The following is a 25,418-nucleotide window of genomic DNA, read 5'->3' as shown; positions in this document are numbered from 1 at the left end:
GCTCAGACCCCCGCCGTCTCGAACGCGCCAGGACGCTCGAGCACCGAATAGCCGCGCCTGTAATTGCCGATGAAGACCTGGATCGAGCGCAGTAGCATCAGCACGAACCCGGCCAGTACGGCGTAGAAAAACCAGCGCCGCGGCAGGTTGACGGTGACCATGCGCTCATGCGCCACGATCGTGACGTAGCGCCACATCAGCCAGGACCCGTAGCCGAAGAATGCAATGCGGATAACATCGACGGCGAGCGCCAGCCAGCGGCCGACGCGCTCCGGCAGATAGTGGTAAAGCACGTCGACATGGATATGGCGCGAAAGGCGCACGCACATGGCGGCGCCCAGAAAAACGACGACGACGAGCGCGTTGATGGCGATCTCCTCGGTCCACGCAAGGCTGTTGTTCAGCGCATAGCGGGTGAAAAACTGCAGGAAGACACACACGACCATGCCCCAGAATACGGCAAGCGTGATCCAGTCCTCGATGCCGTGGTCCGACAGGTCGACGTGTACCGGCACCTCCTCGAAGGCGTGCGCGATCTCTCCGACGGTGATCTCGATGTGGTGTTCCTCGGCCATCGGCGCGGGCTCCCGAAGCTGGTGGGTCGTCAAGGATTGAAAAGGCCGTCCGGCGCAATTTGGAGCCGGACCGAAGAGCAGGTTAAAGCAGCAAATCCGATTGCCGCTCTATCCTCTTGATTAAGCATTCGATTTGCCGATGGCCTACTTGATGGCGCGGATCGCTTCCCAATCGGCCTTGTTGTAGCCGAACTCCTCGAAGGTGACCTTCTCCAGCACATTCTTCTCGAAGTCGGCACGGTCGACATCGGTTACGCTGATGCCGCGGTCCTTGAATACCTGCACCAGTTCCTTTTCGCGGGCGACGATCTTTGCCGTGGCGCGGGCGGCAGCCTCCTGCATCACCTCGGTGAAGATCTTCTTGTCTTCGTCGGAAAGCGAGGCCCAGCGCGACGCCGATATGATGGTGTTGAGATGATCGACGATATGGCCAGTGAGCACGATGTTCTTCTGCACCTCGTAGAATTTCTTCGCCTCGATGGTGGTCAGCGGATTCTCCTGGGCCTCGACCGTGCCGTTCTGCAGGGCCAGATACACCTCGGCGAAGGCAATCGGCGCGGTGTTGGCGCCGCAGGCACGCGGCATGGCCAGATAGGCCGGCACGTCGGGAACCCGCATCTTCAGGCCCTGCATGTCGGAGCACTTGGCGATCGGACGGTTCGAGGTGGTCTGCCGCGTCCCGTAATAGGTGGTGGCGGCGATGTGATTGCCGGTCTTGTCCTCATAGCCCTTGGTCAGGGCCTTGTAGACGTCGCTCTTGGTGTATTTCAGCAAATGGTCGGCATCGCGGAAAGTGTATGGGAAATAGGTGACGCCGATCGGTGGATATTCGCGCGCCGCGAAGCTCGATCCGGAAATGATGATATCGACGGTACCGAGCATCAGGCCCTGGTTGATGTCTGCTTCCTTGCCAAGCTGCGAGGCCGGATAGACGTCGATGGCGTAGCGGCCCTGGGTGCGCTTCTTGATTTCGTCGGCCGCCCACACGGATTCGGTGTGGAAGGGCTCCGTCGTCTCGTAGACATGCGCCCATTTCAGGACCGTTTCCGCCGAGGCCGACGCCATGGGTATGGCAATTGCGGCGATCGCACCGAGCAGAACTGCGTATTTTCTCAGCATCTAATTCCTCCCTGGTTGAACTTGACGGCCGGATCTCCCCCCGGCCAACTGCTATTCCGCAACCTCCTTGGCTGCGGCTCTCTCATCGAAATTGCGTGAGAATCTGATTTGCGACTGGCGCAGATGCTGCTGCATGGCGGCCTTGGCCCGCTCGGGGTCGCGCGCGGCAATTGCATCGCGCACGGCACGATGTTCCTTTGCCGCGACCTGCCAGGAATCGCTGGTCTCGAAATAGATCGACAGGCGTTCGAAGTACGGGTTCATGCGCTGGTCGAAAAGCTCGCCGATGAAGCGCACCAGCACCGCGTTCTCGAGAATGCCGGCGACAGCGGTGTGGAATTCCCGGTCGAGCGCAATGGTCATCTTGTTGGGGTGACGCATGGCCTCCATCCGGCGCAGCACGTCGTCGAGCCGTTCGATATCTGCAGGCCGGACATGGAGGGCCGCTTCGGCGGCGATCGCGCCTTCGACAAATTCGCGCGCGCGCAACAGCTCGAACGGGCCTTCCTCGACTTCGGGTTCGGAGGCGGCGGCGCTCGGCGGATCGGTGACGTAGATACCCGAGCCGACGCGGATGCGTATGCGGCCTTCGACCTCCAGCGCTATCAGCGCTTCACGGACTGTCGGGCGGGAAATTCCGAGCTGGTCGGCCAGATCCCGCTCGGTCGGCAGGCGGTCGCCGACGGAAAACTCGCCGGCATCGATCAGCTGCCTGAGCTGATCGGCGACCTGTCGGTAAAGCCGGCGTGGTTCAACGGCCTGGATCGGCATGTGCGTTTAGTTCCCTCCCGGGCCAACCCTGGTACATTGGTCTGACCCATTGACCGCAGCTTAGACAGAGGACGCGGAGAGTCAAGCTCGATGGAACCGCGGCCCGCACAACCGGAACGCGGCGGCATTGCGCAAGCATTCCATGCGTCAGCGCCGTCCCCCGCGAATGACCAGGACGTTCCCGGCGGCGACGAGGGCGAGCCCGGCAACCGCGTAAGCGGTCCAGGCATAGCCTTCCAGCGCCGTGGAGATCAAAAGCGCAAAGACGGGAAATATGACGGTCGCATAGCCGGCGCGGGCGCCGCCAATGCGTCCGAGCAGCGTCAGGTAGGCGGCGAAAGCGACGACGGTCGATATGACGGCGAGGAAGACCAGCGAGCCAATATAAGAGGCGGTCGTCGCGAACACGAACGGCTCACCAAGCAGGAAGGCCAGGAACGTCGACCACAGAGTGCCATAAAGCATGCCCCAGGCGCTCGTTGAAACGAGCGGCAGGCCGCGGCGCTGGTTTGCGACGGAGACGAGATTGCCGGCGCAGAAGCTCAGCGTGCCACAGAGGCACAGAAGAAGGCCCACCAACGTGCCGCCGGAAAGCCCGTTGGCGGCGATTTCGGGAAAGAACATCAGCGCTATGCCGGCGAAGCCGATGAGGCCGCCGGCGAGAATGCGCGGCGCCGGGCGCTCGCCGACGACCAAGGCAGCGAGCAGCATGTTGATGACCGAGGCGAGCGAGAAGACGACCGAGAGCAAGCCGCTGACGAGATAGCCGGCGCCGTAATAGAAAAACAGGAAGTTCGACGAGAAGATGAGGATGCCGAGCACAGCAAAGCGCAAATGATCGGTGATCGGAAAGCGGAGCCGCCGACCGGAAAAGCCCGCCCAGGCAAACATCAGCAGCGTGGCGATGGCGAAGCGCCAGACCAGATTGACCTCGTTCGACACGCCGCTGCCGACCTGAAGTTCGATCGCGAACCACGATGCGCTCCAGGCAATGACCGTCAGCGCGTAAAGCCCGTAGTCGACCGGTTCGAAGGGGCGGTCGTGCGTCGTCAAGCGCATTTCCACGCTAGCCGGTTCCGCGGCGCCGTTTGGTTCTCTTGTTACTGACATGCTGGCCAAGACTCTTCCGCTCACAAGACGCTTACGGAGCGATTGTCCTCCTTCGCCGCTTCTGAACCCAGAAGACGAGACCGACCAACAACAGGGCCGGGATGGTAAACCAATAGCGCGATGGCCGTTCCGCAGGGACTAGCACCTGGTTGATCTCGTCGCCGGGCTGCAGGCCGAATTTGGCCGCCTGACTGCCCAGTCGCACCACGCCGACCGTCACGCTATCGCCAAGCGCACTGACGTCCAGGCCCGCAGCCTTCAGGCGTTCGGCCGATGAATTTGCAGGCCCGAGCTGCAGCCGAACCAGCTTCGATATCTCATCGCCGTTGAGGTTCAGTGTCGTCAGGCGCAAGCGAACCGCGCCTCCCTCGGCCGTCTCGTCGACGATACGGCTGAGTTCGGTGGCGGGTACTGCCCGATACGGTTCACTCACCTGATCGAGCAACAATCCCGGCCTGAACAAGATGAAACAGGCCACAAGCAACGCAATCGTCTCGTACCAGCGGTTGCGCACGAGCATCCAATTCTGCGTCGCTGCTACAAACGAGACCATGGCCAGCGTCGATGTCACCACCATCGCGACGAAATCGAACGGACCTTCGAGATCGATCATCAGCAGTCCGGTGTTGAAGATGAAGATGAACGGCAGCAGGCCGGTACGGATCTCGTACTTGAAGCCCTGAATGCCGGTCTTCACCGGATCGGCGCCGGAAATTGCCGCAGCTGCATAAGCCGCCAGGCCCACTGGCGGCGTCACGTCCGCCATCAGCCCGAAATAGAAAACGAACATGTGGACGGCGACCAGCGGCACGGCAAGATCGTTCTGCGCCGCCAAATCGACGATGACCGGCGCCATCAAGGTGGCGACGACGACATAGCTTGCAGTGGTCGGCATGCCCATGCCGAGAATGATGCAGATCACCGCGGTGAACAAAAGCATGACGATGAAGCTGCCGCCCGAGATGAATTCGACCAGCTCGGTCATTACCAGCCCGATGCCCGTGAGCAGAACCGTGCCGACGATGATGCCGGCCGTCGCAGTGGCAATGCCGACCGTCGTCATGTTGCGTGCGGCGGCGGACAGACCACCGACCAGATCGTCGAAACCGTGAAGCCAATGCTGCGCCAGCGCGCGGTCCTTGCGGAAAAAGGCGGTGAGCGGCCGCTGCGTGACGATCAGCGCCATAAGGGCGACAGCGCCCCAGAATGCCGACAGGCCGGGCGACAACTCCTCCACCATCAGGCACCAGATCAGCAGGATCACAGGCAGCAGAAAATGCAGGCCGGTGCGTGCCGTCTCGCCGAAGTGGGGAATCCTGACGACCTCGCCCTCCAGATCCTCCAGCGGCAGGTCGGGATAACGCGCCCGGTAGGCGACAAGGCCGATGTAAACGGCGATCAGCGCGGCAGTGATCATCCAGGTCGCGGCCGTGCCGAAAACGATCTTCGTCCAGCCAATGCCGTAATAGACAAGCCCTGCGAGGATGATGAAACCGCATACGCCCATCAGCCCGCGCAGCGCGCCCTGAAATGCGGAGTGCGTGCTGCGTGACGGCAGGCCCTTCATCCCCGTCTTCATCGCCTCGATATCGACGATGTAGAACAACGAGCCGTAGGTCAGCAGCGCCGGATAGAAGGCGTGCTTGACCACCTCGGCATAGGAAATGCCGACATATTCCGCGATCAAGAACGCGGCGGCGCCCATCACCGGAGGCATCAGCTGACCATTGACGCCGGCCGCGCATTCGATGGCGCCCGCCTTCACCGCAGAATATCCGACCCGGCGCATCAGCGGGATGGTGAAGGTTCCGGTGGTCACGACATTAGCGATCGACGACCCGGAAATCATGCCGGTCAGGCCGGAAGCCACGACACCGGCCTTGGCCGGACCGCCGCGGTATCTGCCGAGCAGCGAGAAGGCAAGCTGGATGAAAAAGCCGCCGGCGCCGGCGCGCTCCAGCAATGTTCCGAACAGAACGAACATGAAGACGACGTTGGTGGACACACCGAGGGCAACACCGAAGACCCCCTCCGACGTCAGCCACATCTGCGAGGCTGCGCGCGATAACGTCGCGCCCTTATGGCCGAGCAGGCCAGGTAGGTGAGGCCCGGCAAAGATATAGATCAGCATGCTCGCCGCGATGACGGTGATGGCAGGCCCGACGGCGCGACGGGCGGCCTCGAGCAGGATGAGGACGCCGGCGATCGAGACGACCAGGTCAGCCGTAGTAGGAAGACCCGGCCGATGGGCGATATCGCTGTAAAAGACCAACAGATAGAGGGCGGACGCCGCCCCGGCGATGCCTAGCACCCAGTCGGACAGCGGCACCCGGCTGCGCGACGAGGTCTTGAAGGCCGGAAACGTCAGCATCGCCAGAAACAGGGCGAAGGCCAGATGGATGGAGCGGGCGATGCCGTCGCTGACGACACCAAAATTGAGCATGAACGGAAGGGGCGAGGCATACCAGAGCTGGAACAGCGACCATGCCAGCGATACGCCGAGGATCAGCTTCGCGGTGCGGCCGGTCGGCTTGCGCCCACCGGTGTCGGCCTCGGCGACGATCTCGCTAAGCTTGTCAATGTCGATAACGGGTTGGTCAGGCCCTGCCGCCCGCTGGCTTTGATCTGTCATCGTTCCCCACAATTATTTGCAATGCGAGGCGCCTGTGGCGCCTCGCATTGAAGGCCTAGAGCCACCCCTTCTCCTTGTAATAGCGCTCCGCGCCCGGATGCATTGGCGCCGACAGACCGGTCTTGATCATCTCCTTGGGATCGAGATTGGCGAAAGCCGGATGCAGTTTCTTGAAGTCGTCGAAATTTTCGAAGACCGACTTCACCAGTTCGTAGACCACCTCATCGGGCGTGCTGGCATTCGTCACCACGGTCGCGCGGACGCCGAATGTCGTCACGTCGTCCGGATTGTTGGCGTACATGCCGCCCTTGATGGTGGCGACTGAATAGTACGGATGAGCTGCCAGCAGCGCGTCCACTGCCGGACCGGTCAGCGCGATGAGTTTGGCACCACAGGCCGTGGTCGGATCCTGGATCGCCGCGGAAGGATGACCAACGCCATAGAAGAAACCGTCGATCTTGTTGTCGCACAGCGCGCTGCCCTGCTCGTCCGCCTTCAGCTCCGCGGCAAGCGAGAAATCGCCGAGCGTCCAGCCCATCTGCTTGAGCAACTCCTCCATGGACGAGCGGGTGCCTGACCCGGGATTGCCGACGTTGAAGCGTTTGCCTTTGAAGTCCTCGAATTTGGTGACGCCGGCGTCTGGCCGCGCCAGCACGGTAAACGGCTCGGGATGGACAGAGAACACGGCCCGCAGATCCTTGAACGGCTTGCCGTCGAAATTTCCGGTCCCCTCATAGGCCTGGTACTGAACGTCCGATTGGGTCAAGCCGAAATCGAGGTCGCCCGTCTGGATGGAGTTGACGTTGAAGACCGAACCGCCGGTCGACTCCGTCGAGCATCGGATGCCGGTTTTCTGCCGGTCCTTGTTCATCAGTCGGCAAATGGCGCCGCCGACGGCGTAGTAGACGCCGGTGACCCCGCCGGTGCCGACCGTGACGAAGCGCTGCTCGGCTCCGACGGATGGCAGCGCCAGCAGCATGCAGGCCGCCGCGCCGATCAGGGTTTTCATTGAACTGTACATGGTTGCTACCTCTCTGGTGGGTGTCCCGGCCCGTCGCCGATGACGCGTTGGAACTGGTTGAGGCGGTCCGCGTCGTGCGGCTCAGGCCGCTGAAGCGATCGCAGCGTCGATCGCCTCACCGAGCCGTTCGACGATCCGATCGATATCCTGTTTGGAAATGATGAATGGCGGCGCCACAAGCACATGAACGCCCCGCACACCATCAATCGTCCCGGCCATCGGATAAATCATCAGGCCGCGGGCCATTGCTTCGCGCTTGATGCGGGCGTTGAGTTCAAGCCTCTGGTCGAATGGTTCCTTGCTGGCGCGATCAACCACCAGCTCGATTCCCCTGAATAGACCCCGCCCGCGAATGTCGCCGACGTGATGGTGGTTATCGAAGCGTTGGTGCAGGCGTTCGTCCAGCTGCGCGCCCATTGCGCTGACGTTGTCGAGCAAACCGTCACGCCGGATGACCTCCTGCACGGCAAGGCCGGCCGCCGCTGCCATTGGATGGCCCATATAGGTATGTCCATGCTGGAAGAAGCCCGAGCCTTGGGCAAAGGCATCGAATATATGCCGGCCGAGCAGCACCGCGCCAATCGGCTGGTAGCCACCGCCGAGTCCCTTGGCGATAGTCAGCAGGTCGGGAGCGATGCCGTCCTGCTCGCACGCATGCAGCGTGCCGGTACGGCCCATGCCGCACATCACCTCGTCGAGAATGAGCAGCACGCCGTAGCGGTCGCAAATCGCGCGAATGTGCTTGAAGTAGTCCGCGACCGGCGGCACCGCGCCGAGCGTGGCACCCACCACCGGCTCGGCGACAAAGGCGATGACCTCGTCCGGGCCGAGTTCGAGGATCTTGTCTTCGAGCTGCTGGGCGGCGCGCGCCGCATAGGCTTCGTCGCTTTCGCCATGCTTTTGATAGCGATAGGCGTAACAGGGGTCGATATGGTGGGTCTCGATCAGCAACGGCCTGAACTGGGCGCGCCGCCATTCGTTGCCGCCGGTGGCGAGAGCGCCGAGCGTATTGCCGTGATAGCTCTGCCGGCGTGCGATGAGATGGCGCCGTTGCGGCTCGCCTTTCTCGACAAAATATTGCCTGGCCATCTTGAGCGCGGCCTCGACCGCCTCCGAGCCGCCGCTGACCAGATAGACGTGGTCCAACCCTTTCGGCGCGTCCTCGACCAGCCGGTCCGCCAAGCGCTCCGCCACCTCGGTGGTGAAGAAGCTGGTATGGGCGTAGGCGATGCGGTCAAGCTGGGCGTGCAGCGCGGCAATCACGTCGGGATGGCCGTGGCCGAGACAGGACACGGCCGCGCCGCCCGATGCGTCGATGTAGGACTTGCCCTCTGCGTCGAACAGTTCGATGCCTTGGCCGCGAACGGCGACCGGCAGCGTCGAGTGGATGGTTCGATGAAGAATGTGTGTCATCGACGGTCCCTCAGGGGCATTTTCTTCGGCGTACGCTGGTTCAGGTGGGTCTTGAGGGCGGCGCCCTGCTCATCGAAGCGTCGCAGCGATTCAACGGCGCCCTCGCCTGCCTGTCCTGCGACAAGAGCACCGAGGATCTCAGCAACGATGAAAGCTGGCGTCATGGTGTGGAAAAAGGACGGGCTGCCGGTCGGCACGACGACCAGGTGATCGGCAAGCAGCGCCAAGGGGGCTACCCCGCTGTCGGTGATCGCAATGACCGGTACGCCGCGGCCGGCAGCATACTCGACAAGCTCGATGGTGAAGCGCGTGTAGGGCAGGACGCTGGCGGCGATCAGCACGTCGTCCTTGGTCGCATGGGCCAGAGCGTCGCCATCGGTTCCGCCGATGCCGTGCAACAGCACCGACTTCTCGCCGATCAGCGACAGGATGTAATGCAGATGCCAGGCCACCGCATGGCTCGAGCGCAGGCCGAGGCAATAGACGCGCCTTGCCGCACTCAGCGCCCTGGCCGTCTCGACCAGACGGTGGATCGACCTGCTTTCGGCGAGATGGGCAAGCTGGCTGGAAATCGAATCCAGAATATCGGCCGCCAGCGCGTGGTCGCCCTTGAGCTTTTGGCTGGCCACCTGAAGGCCCGCCTTGCCGGCGAAACCGATTTCGCCGTCCCGGATCGCGGCGGCGTAGATATCGCGTACCGCCTCGTAGCCATCAAGGCCGAGATGCTGGGCCAGCCGCGTCATCGTCGCCGGCTGCACTCCTGCGTGCCGGGCCTGCTCGCGCATGGACAACAGCGCGACATCATACGGCTTGTCAAGGACATAGCGCGCAGCGGACCGAAGCTGCGCCGACATGCCGTCGAAGGCAGTGACGATCTGTCCAGCAAGCTCTCCCTGGTCCATGGATATTGCTAGCTCGCCAGCCCAGCGATTGCAACGTCTGTTTCAGTGTGATCAAAGATTGATTCATATGAATCTTGTCGCTCACAGAACGTCCCCATGAAGCCGGCCACTGGTCTCGACCGCATCGCCATAGCCGTCGCCCCGAATGGGGGACGTCGCAGCAAGGCCGACCATCCGGCGATTCCACTGACACCAGCCGAACTTGCGAGGACGGCCGCGGAATGCGCCGATGCCGGTGCGGCTATGATCCACGTCCATGTCCGCGACAGAAGCGGCAATCATCTGCTCGACCCCGACGCCTACCGCCAGACGATCGCCGCCATCCGCGGTGCTGCCGGCGACCGCTTGATAATTCAGATCACCTCCGAAGCGCTCGGTATCTATTCGCCGGCCCAACAGATGGCCGTCGTACAAGATGTGAAGCCGCAAGCTGTCTCGTTGGCGCTTCGCGAAATCGTTCCTGATGCCGGATCGGAACTCGCCTGTGTGCGCTTCATGGCCTGGCTGCACACCGAGGGGGTTGCGCCGCAGATCATCCTCTATTCGCCCGAGGAGGCCGTCAGGCTTTCGGACATGCAGCAGCGCGGACTGATCCCCTGGGCAAGCATACCGGTTCTCTACGTGCTGGGCCGATACACGCCGGGACAGGCGTCCGTTCCTGCCGATCTCCTGCCATTCCTCGCGGCGAACATGCCGCGCTTCGACCATTGGAGCGTCTGCGCCTTCGGCCGCAACGAAGCGGCGTGCGTGACCGCCGCCGCGTTGCTTGGCGGCCATGTCCGGGTCGGCTTCGAAAACAATCTTTTCCTTCCGGACGGCAGCATAGCCTCGTCCAACGCCGAACTGGTAGCGACCGTCGCACGCATACTCGCCGACTGCGGCGTCAAGATCGCCTCGGCCGCCGAGTTGGCGGCTCAATGGAACGCGCCGTTTCGTTCCATATGACAAACCAAAGCCTATTTTCGGCGGCAAGCTCGCGCAAGACATAGAGAGGCGGCTGCAATGTCATCGCCACGGAAGAACGACGTGTCCCCGCCCGCGGCGCGGCGATTGCAACAACAGTGCCGGTCGTTGTAACCATTCCGGCCGCTTGATATTGGAGGAGACGCAGCATGGACCGATTCACCGGCGGTTGCCTGTGCGGCAACGTCCGAATTGTCGCGTCAGGGCGCCCATACCGGGTCGGCCTTTGTCACTGTCTCGACTGCCGCAAGCATCATGGCGCCCTTTTTCACGCTTCCGCGATTTTTCCTGAGGATGCGGTGACGATCGACGGCGAAACACGCGACTACGCCGGGCGGTTTTTCTGTCCCCGCTGCGGCTCCTCCGTTTTCGGACGCACCGCAGACGAAATCGAAGTAAACCTGGGGTCCCTGGATGCGCCTGACCAGCTGATGCCAACCTACGAAAGCTGGATCATCCGACGCGAGTCCTGGTTGCCGCCGTTTCCGCTCACCAGACGGTACGAGCGCGATCGTGACGCCACGGGTCGCTTTGAGGAATAGGTCGCAGGAACGGTGCCGAGGAGGCAACGACATCAGAACATGGATTTTCACAGGCCGCCTGCTCACGCCGCTAAAATGTGAACTTGCATGCTTACAAGGTGCGCTGCCTTCATCCACATTGCCCCATGGGCATTCGTGAGCGCCTAAGGCGACCCGTGACAGCCAAGGCGCCGGACCTTAGAGGAGGATCGCACGGGATGGGATTCATCGTCGCGATCCTGACGCAGGCTTTGTACAGAGCGCCGCGTTCAAAGCTGGCCGTTTAGGAGGTCACGCCGGAAGATCGGCCTTGCGGAAGCCATCAACGAAATGCCCAAGCAGCGCAGCGTCGTGGAATGGCTCTGTCGTGGTCCAGTGGCCCGCCGCCTCGAAACGATGATCACAGGCTAGTGGTCGCGGCGACAATCAACCCGCCCAAGACGGCGACATTGATGGTGAAGCCGGTACGAAGCGCTTCGCGTTCATCGCCGCTGTAGCGCCAGAAGTTGAGCGCCATGAACGACGCCGCAATGGTGAATACGGCCAAGGTCGCGGCGGGAAAGGGTCCACCAAGGCCCGCTGCTAGGCAAAAGCCGCCTGCGATCTCCAGCACCGATCCGGCCGCGAGAAGAGGCCTGGGAGCAGGAAAGCCCCGCTCGGCCAGGGACGCTGTAACTGCCCGGAACCTGAGGAAATGCTCGGCGCCCGCCCAGATAAAGACGCCGCCGAGCAAAACCAATCCAAGGTGGTGGAGGAACGCGATCATTCCTTGCTGCCGTCCTCGGTGTAAACCGCTAGCTCGTAACCATCCGGATCCGCGAAATGAAAGCGCCGGCCGCCGGGGAACCCATAAATCGGCCTGACGATCGTGCCTCCCGCTTCCTCGACCCGCTTGACCGTTGCCGGCAAATCATCGGCATAGAGAATGACGAGCGGGCCTCCTCCGGACCTCGCTGGGCCAGCGGCGAAGCCACCTGACAAGCGCCCGTCGTTGAACTCGCAATATTGCGTGCCGTAGTCAGTGAAGGTCCAGCCGAAGGCCTTTCCGTAGAAGTCGCGTGACCGCTGAATGTCTTTCACGTTGAATTCGACGTAGTCGATCCGTTGATCGTTGTTGTTGCTCATGATGCATACCTCTCGTGTGGTGTACGACGGCGAAAGATAAGCACGCATCTCGCCTGCCGGATTGAACAAAACGGCCATCGACGTATGGCTTCACACGGCGCCGCCGAGGCGATGCATCTGACATGATTATTCACCTACCCTCTTCCTTCCGGCCGGAAGAAACAACCGATTCTTGCAACCGTTTTCGATTGGCAGACGTTGTCGGTCGTGCAGATTGTTGTCTCGAGCGACGGCGGGCGCAGCCACTGCGTCGGTTCACCGCCGGTAATCCGAAGAGGAGCGAGATGAGCGATCCCGTCCCAGCGCAGGCAACGGGTTCATTTCAGCAACGTCCAGCGTCGGCGCGGCTTCACGGGAGCTTTGCTTCGGTGTGGGCGCATCGAATGGACCCGGCGGGCGCACCGCCAATCGTCGTCATGCCCGATGCAACGATCGACCTGCAATGGATCGGAGGCAGCTTCCGAATTGCCGGCCCCGACAAGGAGCCGCAGACCGAGGTCCTGGCGGCAGGCGAGATCGTGATCGGCTTGCGCTTTCATCCTGCCACGGCGGCGGCATGGCTCGGCGTGCCACAAATCGAGCTTGTCGGCCAGAGGCTGTTGCTCGACGATTTATGGGGCGCGCGAGCCCGGCGCCTCGCCAGCCGCGTGCGCGCAGGCGACAATCTCGAGGATCTGGCCTGTTCGCTCGAACAGGTCGTCGCCGAGGAGGCGGCCTCCCGCGCGCCAGACGTTCCCATGCAGGCGGCATATCGCCTGATCGAGCGCGGGCCGCCACCCGACGCGCCGCTCGTCCCTTGGTTGATGCGCGCACTCGAGATGAGCGAAAGGACGTTGCGCCGGCGCTTCGACGAGAGCTTCGGCTATGGCCCCAAGACGCTTGACCGTATCCTCCGCTACCAGCGCTTTCTGCGGCTTTCGAGCCAATCAAACAGCGCCACGGCCATCCTGGCAGCCGAGGCGGGCTATTCCGATCAGGCGCATCTTGTCCGCGAGAGCCGACGCCTGACGGGAAGCACCCCGCGACAGATTCATCACCTGCTGCAGAACGGGTGAAACCACGTCGCGCTCTTCATTGGCCGTTTTGTTCAATTCGTCACTGTCGCCCGACTTTATCCTGGTGTCTCCGACAACCAGAGGAGATCGCCATGAAACCGCGCATTTCGGTTTTGACTATCGCTGTCGCCAACCTCGAGAGTTCTCTGGCGTTCTACCGCGACGGTCTCGGCTTGCCGACGGAAGGGATCATCGGCCGCGAGTTCGAGCATGGCGCCGTCGCGTTCTTCACGCTGTCTGGCGGGTTGAAGCTCGCGATCTGGGCGCAGGACGACCTCGCCTACGACACTGGCCTGCCCAAGGCGCCGATCAGCTCGACCTCGTTCACAGTCGGACACAACGTTGTGCGCCGCGAAGAAGTCGATCAAGTGATGGATGAGGCCGCTCGCGCCGGAGCCGAGATCATCAAGCCTGCCCGGGACACGTTCTTTGGCGGATATGCCGGATACTTCCGCGATCCGAACGGACACCTGTGGGAGGTCGTCTGGAACCCCGCCAACATACCGAATGAGGACGCTCTCTGAGGGCAGGTATGGCCCTGTAGGATCGGGCCGTTCCGGTCATTCCCGGTGCTGGCAAATTCTATCGGCATCGGGGCGGGCGGCCTGCTTTCCCTGGCAAACGAAGCCAGTTCGACGGCAGTCCACCAGCATAATCTTACGGGGCTGATTATGTAGCTCTATCCAGATTCGCCTCGCCTGCATGGCGCATCATGCGGCGGAAGCTCATTGAGATATGCGCCCGCCTTATGTGCCCGATGGACTCCCAGTCGCCGATTTCGGCCGCGGCAAGGACCTCTTCCATTTCGCGGCGGAATGCGGTGAATTCCTCGACGAGGCCCAATTGCGGCATCAGCTTCAGGACGACGCGCGCGACCTGAAAATACAGGCGCTCGCTGATCTCGCGCAGTGGCTGGTTGCCGGTCATCGCCGTGAGCTCGTAGAAAAAATCCATGTTGAGGCGCAGGAAAGCGCGCTGGTCGGGATTGAGTATATCGGCATCGCAGCGCGCGATGAGCGCCCGTATCCGGTCAAGATCGTCCGCCGTGCGCGGAATCGGCGAAAGCTTGCCGACGAGGAGCGCCAGCTCCAGGCGCAAATGATAGACCTGCTGCAATTCCTCGATGTCGACGTCGGTGACGATCGTGCCGACGCCGTGGACGGATTGAACCAGACCCTCGGATTCAAGGCGCGCCAGCACGCGCCGGACCGGCGTGCGGCTGATCTGGAATTCCTGGGCAAGTTCTTCCTCGGACAGGTGGCTTCCCGGCGCATAATCGAGCAGGCAGATGCGGTCGCGCAATATCCGGTAGATGCGCTCGAACCGCTCCCGCGCGGAGAGCGGGCGCGGCGGCGCGGCGGTCACCGTCGTGGGCGGCTTGGCCTCTGTCTCGATCGTCACCCAGCCTCCAGGACAGCATGCAGGAATTGCCGTGTCCGCTCGTTCTTGGGAGCACCAAACAGTTCGCTTGGCGGCCCCTGCTCGCAGATCTTGCCTTGATAGAAGAAACAAACGCGGTCGGAAAACTCCTTGGCGAAGCCCATCTGATGGGTGACCATCAGCATGGTGAGATCATGCTCGCGCCCGATTTGCCTTATCACCTGCAGCACTTCGCCGACAAGCTCCGGGTCGAGCGCCGACGTCACCTCGTCGAACAGCATGATCTTGGGCCGCATTGCCAGCGCCCTGGCGATGGCGACGCGCTGCTGCTGGCCGCCAGAAAGCTGTGACGGATAGTGGTCCTTCTTCTGGGCCAGACCGACCAGCTCCAGCAGTTCGGCCGCTCTTGCCTCGGCGTCCGCCCGCTTCATTCCGAGCACCGTTATCGGCGCCTCGATGCAGTTCTGCATCGCTGTCATATGCGGAAACAGGTTGAACGACTGGAACACCATGCCGATTTTGGCGCGGATCTTGCGGATGTGGGCGAGATCGGCGGGAACAAGCTTGCCGTTCCTCTCCATATGGGTCAGCGGCTCGCCTTCGACCCAGATGACGCCGTCATTGATCGTCTCCAGCGTCATCAGCATGCGCAGCACCGTCGTCTTGCCCGAACCCGACGGACCGATGACGGAGACTTTTTCGCCGCGCGCTATTTCGAGATTGAGCCCGTCGAGAACGGTTAACGTGCCGTAGCGTTTCGATACATTGTCGAAGCGGACCATCGGTTGTTCAGTCATCGGGTGGTCCTCCGGTTGAGCAGCCCTTCGAGGGAGCGGATGAGCGCCGCCGAAACCAGGCTCATGGCAAGGAAAAACAGGCCGACCAGCGTGATCGGCTCGGTGTAGCGGAACGTTTCGGAGCCGATGATCTTGGCGGTCTGCATCAGTTCCATCACGGCGATTGCGGAAAGCAACGGCGTTTCCTTGAACAAGGCCACCAGATAATTGCCGAGCGCCGGAACGATCGGCGGGATCGCCTGCGGAATGATGATGTCGCGGAACGTCGTCCAGGACGAGAGATTGAGCGCGATCGAAGCTTCCCACTGGCCGCGATGGATGTTGTCGAAACCGGCGCGATAGACCTCGGAGCAATAGGCGGCGTAGTGGATGCCGATGGCCAGCACCCCGGCGGTGAAAGCGTCGAGCACGACACCGAATTTCGGAAAGACGAAATAGAGAAAGAATATCTGGATGAGCAGCGGGGTCGAGCGGATCAGCTCGACCAGCACCGAAATCGTCCAGCTGGTCCATGGCACGGCGATGCGGACAACGGCCAGCACCAGGCCGAGCGAGGCGGCAAGCGCAAAGCCGATCAGCGTCGCTTCGATGGAAATGACGGCGGCGCGGGCAAGCACCGGCAGGATTTCCAGGGCAAATCCCCAATCCCAGATCATGCCGCCTTCCCCCGCGCCAGTCCGAGCGACGCTCGCCTTTCAAGAAGCCGCATGCCGATGGTCACAACCAGCGACATTGCCAGGTACATCAAAAGAACGAGGGTGAAGATCGGAATGGTCTTGAACGTGTTCTGGTTCATTTGCTGCGCCTTGAAGGCGAGATCCGAAAGCGTGATCAGCGAGACCAGCGCCGTCGATTTCAGAAGCTCGATGAACAGATTGCCCCAGGGCGGGATCATCGCGACAAAGGCCTGCGGCAGGATGATCCGGCGCAGCATCTGCGGGCGGCTCATGTTCAATGCAGTACACGCTTCCCACTGGCCGCGGGCGACGGACTGGATCGCGCCGCGCACGCACTCCGATCCGTAAGCGCCGACATTGAGGCCGAGCGCCAGCACCGCCACAACGAATGCGTTGATCGTGACGCCGAATTGCGGGAGCACGAAAAACAGCCAGAACAATTGCACCAGTGCCGACGTTCCGCGGAAGATCTCGACGTAAACCGTGGCCAGCCATCTGAGCGGCGTCGGGCCATACATCCTTGCAAGTGCCGCAAGCACGCCCATGATAATTGCCAGCAGGCTGCCGAGGACGGCGATCTCGACCGTCAGGACCGCGCCTTGCAGCAGCCCCGGCATGAACACTCTATAGCTTTCCTGTGTTGCCAACGCGCCGATCACGACTAGCGCGATGACCAGCATGGCAATGAGCGTACGGATTCCCATGCGATTCCCCCGGGAAAAAAGGGCGGCGCTTTCGCGCCGCCAGCAGTTGGGAACCTATTTGCCAGCGCAGAGCTCTGCGGTGGTCTTGTTGGGCAGATAATCCTTGCCGAAGCCGAGTGGCTCGACCAGCGCGATATGCTCCGGCGAACCGATGAACTTCTTCAGCTCGGCGTTGAAAGCCTGCTGCAGGTCGGTGTCTTCCTTGCGGAAGCCGAAGCCGCCATGGCCTTTCACCGACTTGCCGGCGACCTCGCCGAAGGGCTTGGTCGATTCGACACCGTCGGCCTTCTTGGCCATGTCGGCGATCGAAAGGGCGGTAAGCGCGGCAGCATCGGCGCGGCCCGACTGGACGGCGGCGACCAGGCTGGACTGGTCGGGCAAGGAGACGATCTGCCCATCGGCAACGCCCGCTTCCTTGGCGAAGCCGCCTTCGACGGCGCCGGCCATCACGGCAAGCTTGAGATCCGGATTGTCCTTGATGCTGGAAAAATCCTTGATGCCTTTCGGATTGCCTTTTGCCACCAGCATAGCCTCGCCGATGCCGTAGGACGGCTCGGAGTAGTTGATCTCGGCGCAGCGCTTCGGGGTGATGAACATGCCGGCGGCGATGATATCGAAGCGGCCGGCCTTGAGACCTGGAATGAGCGAGCCGAATTCGGTCAAAACACCGTCGACCTGCGGTATGCCCATCTTGGCGAGCACCGCCTTGGCGACTTCCGGCGCCTCGCCGGTCAGCTTGCCGTCTGGCGTGGCGTAACCGAACGGCGCCTCGTTGGCGAAACCGACGCGGATGTAGCCGTCCTTCTTGGCCCGTTCGAGGGTGGTTTCCGCGTGAGCGGACAGCGAGGTCAATGACGTCGCGGCGAGCGCGATGCAGGCAGCCGCTTTCACGACCATGCGGCGCGATATCGATGAATTGAACATGCTTTTCTCCCATTGGACAACTGTGGATGGTTCCCAGGGCGCGGCCTTCTTCGAGGTCGGCGCCTGCTTGATCAGACGTATACAACTGCCCTAGACATTTCGCAAGCAGAGATATAGAAACCATGGAAATTCGGCGATAATTCGTAGTTAGCCAACAAATTGACGTCGAGTTGTGCACAATTTGGGCCTGCTTGCCCATATTTTATCAAAGGGCAAGCGGCGTACTGGAAGGCAGGATTTCGGTGGCGACCGCGAAGGGCTTCGGGACATTCACGCAAGCGGAGTATGGGCAGCGCCTCGCCGGCGTGAAGACACGCATGCAACAAGCCGGCTTCGATCTCATCGTCTGTCAGGATCCAGCCAACATGTGCTGGCTGACCGGCTATGACGGATGGTCGTTCTACGTTCCGCAGTGCGTGCTCGTCCATCTGGAGGAGGACCGGCCGATCTGGTTCGGCAGGGCGCAGGATGCCAAGAGCGCACGCCTGACCACCGGCCTGCCCGAGACAAACATCGTGCCGTTCTCGGAACGGCTGGTGCAGCAGCCCGTCGAACACCCTTATGACGAACTCGCCCAACTGATCCGGTCGCGCGGCTGGGGAAAGGCCCGTATCGGCGTCGAGATGGACGCGCATTATTACACTGCGCGCTGCCACGCCCACCTTGTCGAGGGGCTGCCCGACGCGCATTTCGCCAACAACCACGATCTCGTTAACTGGGCGCGGCTGGTCAAATCCGAAGCCGAGCTGGTGCTGATCCGCGAGGCGGGTGCGATCTGCACGCATGCCATGAACCGCGCCATCGGGAAAATGCGGCCCGGTGTGCCTCAGAACCATGTCATTGCGGAAATCTATCACGCGCAGATCATGGGGGTGCCCGGAGCGGGCGGCGACTATGCCGCGATCTGTCCGCTGATGCCCGTCGGCGAGGGCACCAGCACGCCGCATCTGACGTGGTCCGACGCGCCGCTGCCGGACAGCGGCCCCGCCATTCTGGAGATTGCCGGCGTGAGGCGCCGCTATCACGCGGCGCTGACGCGGACCATACATTTCGGCAAGCCGCCGCTAGCCATCCTCGACATGGCCAAGGCAATCGTCGAGGGTGTCGACGCCGGCCTCGAGAAGGCGCGCCCCGGCTACACCGCCGAACAGGTGGAAGCCGCCTGGCAGGCAGTCCTGCGACGGAACGGGCTGAAGAAGGAAAGCCGGGTCGGCTATCCGGTCGGGCTCGCATACCCGCCCGATTGGGGTGAACGCACCGCAAGCCTTCGTCCCGGCGATACTACCGAGATGCAGTCCGGGATGTGCTTCCATTTCATGGCCGGCGTCTGGCTCGACGATTTCGGCATCGCCATCTCGGAGTCGTTCGTCGTCACGGAACGCGGCGGCGAACGCCTCTGCGACGTGGCGCGCGACCTCATCGTCATCGACTGACATGGCGGCCGGGAAACCGGCTGCCGAAAAGACCATGCCCGCCAGCAAGCCGGCAACAAGCACGAGGACGCCCGATGGACCGCAATCCGTTTTCCGAAGCCGAAATCGCCGGCCGCCTGGCAAAGGTCCGTACTGCACTGATCGAGCGGGAGCTCGACGCGGCGGTGTTTGCCTCGCCGGAGAACGTCTTCTATCTCACCGGGCTTGATCACTGGGGGTATTTTGCCCCTCACCTGCTGATCGTTCCACTCCAGGGAAACCCCGTCCTGGTCACCCGCTCGATGGAGAAGGTGACGATCGAGAAGCAGGTGAAGGCAGCGGAATTCCGCGGCCACTCCGACAGCGAAACGGCGGCCGACCTTGCCGCGCGGGTGCTTGCGGAGCTCGGCCTGTCGGGCAAGCGGATCGGCCTCGAATACTGGACGGCCGGCCTTAGCCATGGACTTGCCGTGGCGCTCCAGACGCAAGCCGATGCAACGTGGAGCGATGTCTCCGGTCTGATCGACGAGATGCGGCGGGTGAAGAGCGCCGAAGAACAGGCGCTGATGCGGCGTGCCGCAAAGGTGACGGACGCCGCCGCCGGTGCCGCGATCGCCGCGATCTCCGATGGCGCTTCCGAACAGGAGGTCGCCGCCCAATGTGTTTCGGCAATGATCCGCGCCGGCGGTCATGCGCCGGGCTTCGGACCGTTCATCCGCCCGGCCGCGCGCCTGGGTGAAGAGCACACGACCTGGGGCGACGGAATCTACCGCAAGCGCGAGCCGGTCTTTGTCGAACTGTCCGGGTGCATCTCGCGCTACCATGCCCCGCTCGGCCGGCTCGTTCGCATCGGCCACATCAGCGATGAAGACGCCGCAATGGCGGAGGTGACCGCCAAGGCCTTCAACGCGGTCGTCGAGGCGCTGCGCCCGGGCGCCAAGGCGCGTGATGTTTACGCCGCCTGGCAGGCCGTCGCCGACGAGGCCGGCCTTTCCCACTATCGCCGCCATCACTGCGGCTACCTTGTCGGCGCCGGCCAGCCGCCGTCATGGACCGGCGGCAATTCGGTGACCGGCTTGCGACACGATTCCGACCTCGAGATCGAAACGGGGATGAGCTTCCACATCCTGTCATGGCTGATGGGAACGGGTCACGGCAATGACTTCGTCTCCAACACGGTGCTTTTGACCGACGCGGGCGCCGAAGTGCTCACCCGCACGCCGGCCGGCCCGATCGTTCGATAGGCCCGCACGCATGGCGCGCTACTCGGCACTCTGGATTTTCCGCAACGCGCTCGCCGGCCAGAAGAATTGGCAGCGCGCCTGGCGTGCGGCGGAGCCAAAACCGTCCTATGATGTGATCGTCATCGGCGGCGGCGGACACGGCCTCGCCACCGCCTTTTACCTCGCCGAGAACCACGGCATCCGTAACGTCGCCGTACTCGAAAAGGGCTATGTCGGCGGCGGCAATGTCGGCCGCAACACCACCGTCATCCGCTCCAACTACCTGCTCGACGGCAACACCCAGTTCTACGAATTCTCGATGAAGCTCTGGGAGGGCATGTCGCGCGCGCTGAACTTCAACGTCATGTTCTCGCAGCGCGGCCAGCTCGTCACGGCGCATTCGGCCGATCAGCTCGACGGCTTCAGCCACCGCGCCAATGTCATGCGGCTGAATGGCATTGATGCCGATATCCTCGACCGCGACGAGGTGCGCCGTCTCGTGCCCTATCTCGATTTTTCCGACACCGCCCGCTTTCCGATCCATGGTGCCATCTTCCAGGGCCGGGCGGGCACGGCGCGCCACGACGCCGTCGCCTGGGGCTATGCGCGCGCCGCCGACAGCCATGGCGTCGACATAATCCAGAACTGCGAAGTGACAGGCTTCCTCCGCGACCGCGACAGTATCGTCGGCGTCGAAACGACGAAAGGCCGGATCGGCGCCGGCAAGGTCGGCCTCGCTGTTGCCGGTCATACATCCGTGCTCGGTGCCAAGGCCGGCCTTGACCTGCCGATCGAAAGCCACGTCCTGCAAGCCTTTGTCACCGAGCCGCTGAAGCCGCTGGTAGATCACGTCGTCGCTTACGGCGCCGACCATTTCTACGTCAGCCAGTCCGACAAGGGCGGACTGGTCTTCGGCGGCAATCTCGACGGCTACAATTCATACGCCCAGCGCGGCAATCTCGGCGTCGTGCGCGAGGTGGCGGAGGCGGCGATTGCTTTGATGCCGTGCATTTCACGCGTCCGTCTGCTGCGCCACTGGGGCGGCGTCATGGACATGACTCCCGATGCCAGCCCGATCATCTGCCCGACGCCGATCGACGGCCTCTATCTCAATGGCGGCTGGTGCTATGGCGGCTTCAAGGCGACGCCGGCTTCCGGCTGGTGCTTCGCCCACACGATCGCCACCGGCAAGCCGCATCCCCTGATCGCGGCCTACGGACTCGATCGTTTCCGCACCGGCCACACGCTCGATGAGGCCGGTGTCGGCCCTTCCGCCTGGCTGCAATAGGAGGCGGGACAAAATGCTGCGCATCGAATGCCCCTGCTGCGGCCCGCGCGACCATGACGAGTTCCGCTATGGCGGCGATGCCTCGGTCACGCGTCCAACCCATGACGATGCCGATCCGGAGGCCTGGTACCGCTACGTCTATATCAGGACAAACCCGGCCGGCCCGCACCGTGAATTCTGGCAGCACGTGACCGGCTGCCGGCAATGGCTGGTGGTCGAACGCGACACCCGCAACCACGCGATCGCATCCGTCGACTTCGCCAGGAAATCGACTGTCAGGAAACAACCGGCATGAGTTCGAACCGCAAACGCCTGCCAGCGGGTGGCCGCATCAGTCGCGAGGTGCCGGTAGATTTCACCTTCGATGGCCGCAAGCTGATTGGGTATCGCGGCGACACGCTCGCCTCCGCGCTGCTCGCCAATGGCGTCACCCTGGTCGGTCGCAGCTTCAAATATCATCGCCCGCGCGGCATTTTTTCCGCCGGGCCCGAAGAGCCGAATGCGCTGGTTACGCTCGGGAGCGCCGGCAGGCGCGAGCCGAACCTGCCGGCGGCGACGCTGGAACTCGCCGACGGCATGGTCGTGGAGAGCCAGAACCGCTGGCCGTCGCTTGCCTTCGACGTGCAAAGCGTCAACGGCCTTTTCGCGCCGTTTCTGTCCGCCGGCTTCTACTACAAGACCTTCATGGGCCCGACGCGCCGCGCCTGGATGTTTTACGAACATTTCATCCGCAAGGCGGCCGGCCTGGGCAGAGCCGCCACCGGCCCCGATCCCGACCGCTACGAGGTTCATCATGCCTTCGCCGATGTCGCTATCGTCGGCGGCGGCCCGGCGGGATTGTCGGCGGCGCGGGCGGCCGCCGCGGCCGGCGCGCGGGTCGCGCTGATCGAGCAGGATTTCCTGCTTGGCGGCCAGCTTCTGGCGGAACCGTCCGACAGCGCAGCGGCCGCATGGCTGAGGCAGGCCGCGGCCGAGTTGGAGGGCTTCGAAACCATCACGCTGATGAAGCGGACGACGGCTTTCGGCAGCTATGACGGCAATGTCCTTGGACTGGTCGAACAGCGCGATCCGACCGATCCGAAGCCGGCCGGCGAGGCCCGGCAAACGGTCACTATGCTGCGCGCCCGCTCGATTGTTTTCGCCACCGGCGCCATCGAGCGGCCGATCGTGTTCTCGAACAATGACCGGCCCGGCGTGATGCTTGCCTCGGCCGCCCGGACCTATCTCAACCGTTTCGCCGTCCTGCCGGGCAGGAAAATCGTCGTCGCCACTAGCAATGACGGTGCCTGGCGCACCGCCTTCGACTATGCCGCAGCCGGCGCGGAGGTGACGGTTGCTGATCTGCGCGCCGTCCCGCCCGCAGCACTTGCCGCGGAAGCCGCACGGCTCGGCGTGGTGGTGCGGGCCGCAACGCGCATCGTCGACCTGCACGGCCGCCATACCGTCAGGCGCGTAACGCTCAATGGACCGGAGGGACAATCCTCGGCCGCCTGCGACCTGGTCTGCATCTCCGGCGGCTGGTCGCCAACCGTGCATCTCACCTCCCACCTCGGTGTCAAACCTGTCTATCGCGACGACATTGACGGCTTCGTGCCGGGCGTCTTTTCAGCCAGCCAGTTCGGCGCCGGCGCAATGATAGGAGCTTATGCGACCGCCGCTGCCGTCGAGCACGGCCATCGGGCCGGCATCGAAGCGGCAGCCTCCTGCGGCAAGTCGGCGCCGGTGCCCGCTCCATCGAAACTCGATCTCGATGAGACCGCCTCGACCGTGCTTCGCGAAGCCCTGCCCGCTGGACGCGGAAAGGCCTTCGTCGATTTCCAGATGGACGTGACGACCGGGGATATCGAGCTCGCCCATCGTGAGGGCTATGAATCGGTCGAGCATCTGAAGCGCTACACCACGCTCGGCATGGGCACCGATCAGGGCAAGACCAGCAATTTTCCCGCACTTGCCGCCATGGCAGCGCTGCGCGGCGCAACGATTCCCGATACCGGCACCACGACCTTCCGCCCGCCCTATACGCCGGTGGCGATCGGCGCGCTTGCCGGACGCGCCGTCGGCCATCATTTCAAGCCGATCCGCCGCACGCCGATGCACGACTGGCACATGGCGAATGGCGCCGAGATGCTCGAGGTCGGGCTCTGGATGCGGCCCTATTTCTACCGGCAGTCGGGCCGCGACGTGAACGAGGCCTATGTTGCCGAAATGCGTACCGTGCGTCAGGCCGCGGGGCTGATGGACATCTCCACGCTCGGCAAGATCGATGTCCAGGGCCCGGATGCGGCAATCTTCCTCGACCGCGTCTATGCCAACGGCTTTGCCAAACTGGCGATAGGCCGCGCCCGCTACGGCGTCATGCTGCGCGACGACGGCATCGTCTTCGACGACGGCACCACGACGCGGCTAGCGGAAAACCGGTTCTTCATGACCACGTCGACCGCCAAGGCCGCCGATGTGCTGTCGCGTCTCGAATTCCTGCTCGACACGGCCTGGCCGGATTTGCGCGTGGCCGTTACCTCGGTCAGCGATGAATGGGCGGCGATGTCGGTTGCCGGGCCCAACAGCCGCGCAATCCTCGGTGTTGCTTTTCCTGGTCTCGACGTTTCCGACGCGGCGCTTCCGCATATGGGGCTACTCGAAAGCGAGTGGCAGGTCCGTGGGCTCCGCATCCTGCGCCTCAGTTATTCCGGCGAGCGCGCTTACGAAGTCTATGTCGGCGCCACTGCCGGTGAACAGCTCTGGAGCCGCTTGCTCGAAGCCGGCAGACCCTTCGACCTGAAGCCTTACGGTGTCGAGGCGCTCGGCGCGCTGCGGGTCGAAAAGGGCCATGTCGCCGGACCGGAGATCGATGGGCGCACGACGCTCGACGATCTCGGCCTCGGCCGCATGGCCGGCAAGCGCAGCGGCTTCGTCGGCGATGTACTGCGCCGCCGCCAGGCCTATCAGGCGCCTGAGCGCCAGCGGCTGGTCGGACTGGAATGCGCCGAAGACGGCAAGCGCCTCCGCGGCGGGGCGATCCTGTTCCTGCCCGACGACAAGATCGAGGGCCATGGCCGCGGCCGGGTGACCTCGATCACCTTTAGCCCAGAACTCGACCGCTATGTCGGATTGGCCCTGCTTGCCGGTGATGTCGCGGCAGAAGGAAGCGAGGTCGTGGCGGTCTATCCGATGAAGGCCGAAACGGTTCGCGCCCGCGTTGTCTCGCCGGTATTCATCGATCCGCAGGGAGAACGGCTGCATGGCTAGCTTGACCTCTTCTCGGGATTTCAGTCTGTCCGTGGCGGATTGTCCGCTTATCCAGATCGAGGGCTGGGACGCGACACTGAGACAATTCGAAAAGAGCGTCTCGGCGTCGCTCAACACGAAACTTCCCGCTTCGGTGGGAGAGACGGTTCGCCACAAGGGCCTTTTGACCATCCGCGTTGCACCTCGCCGCCTTTGGCTGGCTCTCGACGAAGGCACAGAAGCGCCAGCCCTTGTCGTCGACCCCGATCTCGGCTGTTCCGTGCCCCTTGGGGAAGGTCGTGTTCGTTTGAAAATGGCCGGCCCTGGTATCGCAAGGCTTCTGTCCGGCTGCATTGCCGTCAACTGGCACGCGCCGACCGCCGCTCCGGGCCGCGCCGTGCAAACATCCTTCCATCACGTGCCCGTGCTCTTCCTGCGCACCGGCGAGACCGCGTGCGAACTCATCGTGCCGCGAAGTTTTTCGCGAAGCCTCTCGGATTGGATTGCCGACGGCTAGCCAATACCGGTTCTTCGGGCAAGGGCCGGCTTTAGCGGCGATCCAAGCCGCCATCACGAAGCCA

Annotated in this window: 25 protein-coding genes; 10 read left to right on the top strand and 15 right to left on the bottom strand. The window is 63.1% G+C overall.

The window, feature by feature from the left end:
* Positions 1-2: 2 nt before the first annotated feature.
* The 8 genes from NKJ15_RS19160 to NKJ15_RS19125 all read right to left on the bottom strand — a co-directional run bounded on the left by NKJ15_RS19160 (position 3) and on the right by NKJ15_RS19125 (position 9,543).
* Positions 3-575: a TRAP transporter small permease gene (locus tag NKJ15_RS19160; RefSeq protein ID WP_352470555.1), complete on the bottom strand. Its 573-nt coding sequence runs from the start codon at positions 573-575 to the stop codon at positions 3-5.
* Between the two features lie 144 nt (positions 576-719).
* On the bottom strand, positions 720-1,694 hold the full coding sequence (locus NKJ15_RS19155) for a sialic acid TRAP transporter substrate-binding protein SiaP (protein ID WP_023717039.1): 975 nt from the start codon (positions 1,692-1,694) through the stop codon (positions 720-722).
* A 51-nt stretch (positions 1,695-1,745) separates the two neighbouring features.
* Entirely contained in the window at positions 1,746-2,465 is a 720-nt protein-coding gene (locus tag NKJ15_RS19150) for a FadR/GntR family transcriptional regulator (RefSeq protein WP_352452148.1), read from the bottom strand.
* A 147-nt stretch (positions 2,466-2,612) separates the two neighbouring features.
* Positions 2,613-3,524 carry a DMT family transporter gene (locus tag NKJ15_RS19145; RefSeq protein ID WP_352502598.1) on the bottom strand — a complete coding sequence of 304 codons (912 nt, stop codon included), beginning with the start codon at positions 3,522-3,524 and terminating at the stop codon, positions 2,613-2,615.
* 82 nt (positions 3,525-3,606) lie between these two features.
* Complete coding sequence (locus NKJ15_RS19140) at positions 3,607-6,207, bottom strand: TRAP transporter permease (protein WP_352816806.1); 2,601 nt, start codon at positions 6,205-6,207, stop codon at positions 3,607-3,609.
* Positions 6,208-6,262: 55 nt separating this feature from the next.
* A complete protein-coding gene (locus tag NKJ15_RS19135; protein WP_352502597.1) occupies positions 6,263-7,216 on the bottom strand; it encodes a TAXI family TRAP transporter solute-binding subunit in 954 nt (317 codons plus the stop codon).
* Positions 7,217-7,309: 93 nt separating this feature from the next.
* The gene (locus NKJ15_RS19130; RefSeq protein WP_352470559.1) at positions 7,310-8,641 is read right to left on the bottom strand and encodes an aspartate aminotransferase family protein; all 1,332 of its coding nucleotides are present in this window, start codon (positions 8,639-8,641) and stop codon (positions 7,310-7,312) included.
* Positions 8,638-9,543: a MurR/RpiR family transcriptional regulator gene (locus tag NKJ15_RS19125; RefSeq protein ID WP_352816804.1), complete on the bottom strand. Its 906-nt coding sequence runs from the start codon at positions 9,541-9,543 to the stop codon at positions 8,638-8,640. Before NKJ15_RS19125 ends, NKJ15_RS19130 begins: the two co-directional genes overlap by 4 nt.
* 96 nt (positions 9,544-9,639) lie before the next feature.
* Here NKJ15_RS19125 and NKJ15_RS19120 point away from each other — a divergent pair, with 96 nt between their 5' ends.
* On the top strand, positions 9,640-10,488 hold the full coding sequence (locus NKJ15_RS19120) for a beta-keto acid cleavage family enzyme (RefSeq protein ID WP_352470561.1): 849 nt from the start codon (positions 9,640-9,642) through the stop codon (positions 10,486-10,488).
* Between the two features lie 167 nt (positions 10,489-10,655).
* Positions 10,656-11,048, top strand: coding sequence for a GFA family protein (locus tag NKJ15_RS19115; protein ID WP_352452141.1), 393 nt, complete (start codon positions 10,656-10,658; stop codon positions 11,046-11,048).
* Between the two features lie 379 nt (positions 11,049-11,427).
* Here the strand turns inward: NKJ15_RS19115 and NKJ15_RS19110 are convergent, their stop codons facing one another.
* Both NKJ15_RS19110 and NKJ15_RS19105 read right to left on the bottom strand, forming a co-directional pair.
* Positions 11,428-11,793 (bottom strand): DoxX family protein, encoded by a 366-nt coding sequence (locus tag NKJ15_RS19110; RefSeq protein WP_352470562.1) that lies wholly within the window; start codon positions 11,791-11,793, stop codon positions 11,428-11,430.
* Positions 11,790-12,155, bottom strand: a complete 366-nt coding sequence (locus NKJ15_RS19105; protein WP_352470699.1) for a VOC family protein — start codon at positions 12,153-12,155, stop codon at positions 11,790-11,792. Before NKJ15_RS19105 ends, NKJ15_RS19110 begins: the two co-directional genes overlap by 4 nt.
* A 380-nt stretch (positions 12,156-12,535) precedes the next feature.
* Between NKJ15_RS19105 and NKJ15_RS19100 the strand changes: the two genes are divergently transcribed.
* Positions 12,536-13,207, top strand: a complete 672-nt coding sequence (locus tag NKJ15_RS19100) for a helix-turn-helix domain-containing protein (protein WP_352470563.1) — start codon at positions 12,536-12,538, stop codon at positions 13,205-13,207.
* A gap of 92 nt (positions 13,208-13,299) precedes the next feature.
* Positions 13,300-13,731, top strand: coding sequence for a VOC family protein (locus NKJ15_RS19095; protein ID WP_352470564.1), 432 nt, complete (start codon positions 13,300-13,302; stop codon positions 13,729-13,731).
* Positions 13,732-13,876: 145 nt separating this feature from the next.
* Here the strand turns inward: NKJ15_RS19095 and NKJ15_RS19090 are convergent, their stop codons facing one another.
* Genes NKJ15_RS19090 through ehuB form a run of 5 tightly spaced genes read right to left on the bottom strand, consistent with a single transcriptional unit; the run spans position 13,877 to position 17,689 of the window.
* Entirely contained in the window at positions 13,877-14,608 is a 732-nt protein-coding gene (locus NKJ15_RS19090) for a GntR family transcriptional regulator (protein ID WP_352470565.1), read from the bottom strand.
* Complete coding sequence (gene ehuA, locus NKJ15_RS19085) at positions 14,605-15,384, bottom strand: ectoine/hydroxyectoine ABC transporter ATP-binding protein EhuA (protein ID WP_023717024.1); 780 nt, start codon at positions 15,382-15,384, stop codon at positions 14,605-14,607. The genes NKJ15_RS19090 and ehuA overlap by 4 nt, the downstream gene beginning before the upstream one ends.
* Positions 15,381-16,040 (bottom strand): ectoine/hydroxyectoine ABC transporter permease subunit EhuD, encoded by a 660-nt coding sequence (ehuD, locus tag NKJ15_RS19080; protein ID WP_023674259.1) that lies wholly within the window; start codon positions 16,038-16,040, stop codon positions 15,381-15,383. The genes ehuA and ehuD overlap by 4 nt, the downstream gene beginning before the upstream one ends.
* The gene (gene ehuC / locus NKJ15_RS19075) at positions 16,037-16,765 is read right to left on the bottom strand and encodes an ectoine/hydroxyectoine ABC transporter permease subunit EhuC (protein ID WP_352470566.1); all 729 of its coding nucleotides are present in this window, start codon (positions 16,763-16,765) and stop codon (positions 16,037-16,039) included. The genes ehuD and ehuC overlap by 4 nt, the downstream gene beginning before the upstream one ends.
* A gap of 54 nt (positions 16,766-16,819) precedes the next feature.
* A complete protein-coding gene (gene ehuB / locus NKJ15_RS19070; RefSeq protein WP_352470567.1) occupies positions 16,820-17,689 on the bottom strand; it encodes an ectoine/hydroxyectoine ABC transporter substrate-binding protein EhuB in 870 nt (289 codons plus the stop codon).
* Between the two features lie 242 nt (positions 17,690-17,931).
* Here ehuB and NKJ15_RS19065 point away from each other — a divergent pair, with 242 nt between their 5' ends.
* From NKJ15_RS19065 to NKJ15_RS19040, 6 genes are all read left to right on the top strand, one after another.
* On the top strand, positions 17,932-19,122 hold the full coding sequence (locus NKJ15_RS19065) for a M24 family metallopeptidase (RefSeq protein WP_352470568.1): 1,191 nt from the start codon (positions 17,932-17,934) through the stop codon (positions 19,120-19,122).
* Positions 19,123-19,196: 74 nt separating this feature from the next.
* Complete coding sequence (locus tag NKJ15_RS19060) at positions 19,197-20,345, top strand: M24 family metallopeptidase (RefSeq protein WP_352816799.1); 1,149 nt, start codon at positions 19,197-19,199, stop codon at positions 20,343-20,345.
* 10 nt (positions 20,346-20,355) lie between these two features.
* Positions 20,356-21,612, top strand: a complete 1,257-nt coding sequence (locus NKJ15_RS19055; RefSeq protein WP_352816797.1) for a sarcosine oxidase subunit beta family protein — start codon at positions 20,356-20,358, stop codon at positions 21,610-21,612.
* 13 nt (positions 21,613-21,625) lie between these two features.
* Positions 21,626-21,907, top strand: coding sequence for a sarcosine oxidase subunit delta (locus NKJ15_RS19050; RefSeq protein ID WP_352470571.1), 282 nt, complete (start codon positions 21,626-21,628; stop codon positions 21,905-21,907).
* Complete coding sequence (locus NKJ15_RS19045; RefSeq protein WP_352816794.1) at positions 21,904-24,858, top strand: sarcosine oxidase subunit alpha family protein; 2,955 nt, start codon at positions 21,904-21,906, stop codon at positions 24,856-24,858. The genes NKJ15_RS19050 and NKJ15_RS19045 overlap by 4 nt, the downstream gene beginning before the upstream one ends.
* The gene (locus NKJ15_RS19040; protein WP_352470573.1) at positions 24,851-25,354 is read left to right on the top strand and encodes a sarcosine oxidase subunit gamma; all 504 of its coding nucleotides are present in this window, start codon (positions 24,851-24,853) and stop codon (positions 25,352-25,354) included. Before NKJ15_RS19045 ends, NKJ15_RS19040 begins: the two co-directional genes overlap by 8 nt.
* Positions 25,355-25,418 lie beyond the last annotated feature (64 nt).

The organism is Mesorhizobium sp. M0207, from assembly GCF_040321995.1.
In the GTDB taxonomy this organism is placed as follows: Bacteria; Pseudomonadota; Alphaproteobacteria; order Rhizobiales; family Rhizobiaceae; genus Mesorhizobium.
Note: the sequence above shows the minus strand (reverse complement) of the source record. Positions and strands in the feature narration are given on the sequence as shown.

Bases quoted from the DNA above. Each gene is read 5' to 3' on its own strand.
- NKJ15_RS19160 (WP_352470555.1), bottom strand. From the start codon at position 575: ATGGCCGAGGAACACCACATCGAGATCACCGTCGGAGAGATCGCGCAC.
- NKJ15_RS19155 (WP_023717039.1), bottom strand. From the start codon at position 1,694: ATGCTGAGAAAATACGCAGTTCTGCTCGGTGCGATCGCCGCAATTGCC.
- NKJ15_RS19150 (WP_352452148.1), bottom strand. From the start codon at position 2,465: ATGCCGATCCAGGCCGTTGAACCACGCCGGCTTTACCGACAGGTCGCC.
- NKJ15_RS19145 (WP_352502598.1), bottom strand. From the start codon at position 3,524: ATGCGCTTGACGACGCACGACCGCCCCTTCGAACCGGTCGACTACGGG.
- NKJ15_RS19140 (WP_352816806.1), bottom strand. From the start codon at position 6,207: ATGACAGATCAAAGCCAGCGGGCGGCAGGGCCTGACCAACCCGTTATC.
- NKJ15_RS19135 (WP_352502597.1), bottom strand. From the start codon at position 7,216: ATGAAAACCCTGATCGGCGCGGCGGCCTGCATGCTGCTGGCGCTGCCA.
- NKJ15_RS19130 (WP_352470559.1), bottom strand. From the start codon at position 8,641: ATGACACACATTCTTCATCGAACCATCCACTCGACGCTGCCGGTCGCC.
- NKJ15_RS19125 (WP_352816804.1), bottom strand. From the start codon at position 9,543: ATGGACCAGGGAGAGCTTGCTGGACAGATCGTCACTGCCTTCGACGGC.
- NKJ15_RS19120 (WP_352470561.1), top strand. From the start codon at position 9,640: ATGAAGCCGGCCACTGGTCTCGACCGCATCGCCATAGCCGTCGCCCCG.
- NKJ15_RS19115 (WP_352452141.1), top strand. From the start codon at position 10,656: ATGGACCGATTCACCGGCGGTTGCCTGTGCGGCAACGTCCGAATTGTC.
- NKJ15_RS19110 (WP_352470562.1), bottom strand. From the start codon at position 11,793: ATGATCGCGTTCCTCCACCACCTTGGATTGGTTTTGCTCGGCGGCGTC.
- NKJ15_RS19100 (WP_352470563.1), top strand. From the start codon at position 12,536: ATGGACCCGGCGGGCGCACCGCCAATCGTCGTCATGCCCGATGCAACG.
- NKJ15_RS19095 (WP_352470564.1), top strand. From the start codon at position 13,300: ATGAAACCGCGCATTTCGGTTTTGACTATCGCTGTCGCCAACCTCGAG.
- ehuA (WP_023717024.1), bottom strand. From the start codon at position 15,384: ATGACTGAACAACCGATGGTCCGCTTCGACAATGTATCGAAACGCTAC.
- ehuD (WP_023674259.1), bottom strand. From the start codon at position 16,040: ATGATCTGGGATTGGGGATTTGCCCTGGAAATCCTGCCGGTGCTTGCC.
- ehuC (WP_352470566.1), bottom strand. From the start codon at position 16,765: ATGGGAATCCGTACGCTCATTGCCATGCTGGTCATCGCGCTAGTCGTG.
- ehuB (WP_352470567.1), bottom strand. From the start codon at position 17,689: ATGTTCAATTCATCGATATCGCGCCGCATGGTCGTGAAAGCGGCTGCC.
- NKJ15_RS19060 (WP_352816799.1), top strand. From the start codon at position 19,197: ATGGACCGCAATCCGTTTTCCGAAGCCGAAATCGCCGGCCGCCTGGCA.
- NKJ15_RS19055 (WP_352816797.1), top strand. From the start codon at position 20,356: ATGGCGCGCTACTCGGCACTCTGGATTTTCCGCAACGCGCTCGCCGGC.
- NKJ15_RS19050 (WP_352470571.1), top strand. From the start codon at position 21,626: ATGCTGCGCATCGAATGCCCCTGCTGCGGCCCGCGCGACCATGACGAG.
- NKJ15_RS19045 (WP_352816794.1), top strand. From the start codon at position 21,904: ATGAGTTCGAACCGCAAACGCCTGCCAGCGGGTGGCCGCATCAGTCGC.
- NKJ15_RS19040 (WP_352470573.1), top strand. From the start codon at position 24,851: ATGGCTAGCTTGACCTCTTCTCGGGATTTCAGTCTGTCCGTGGCGGAT.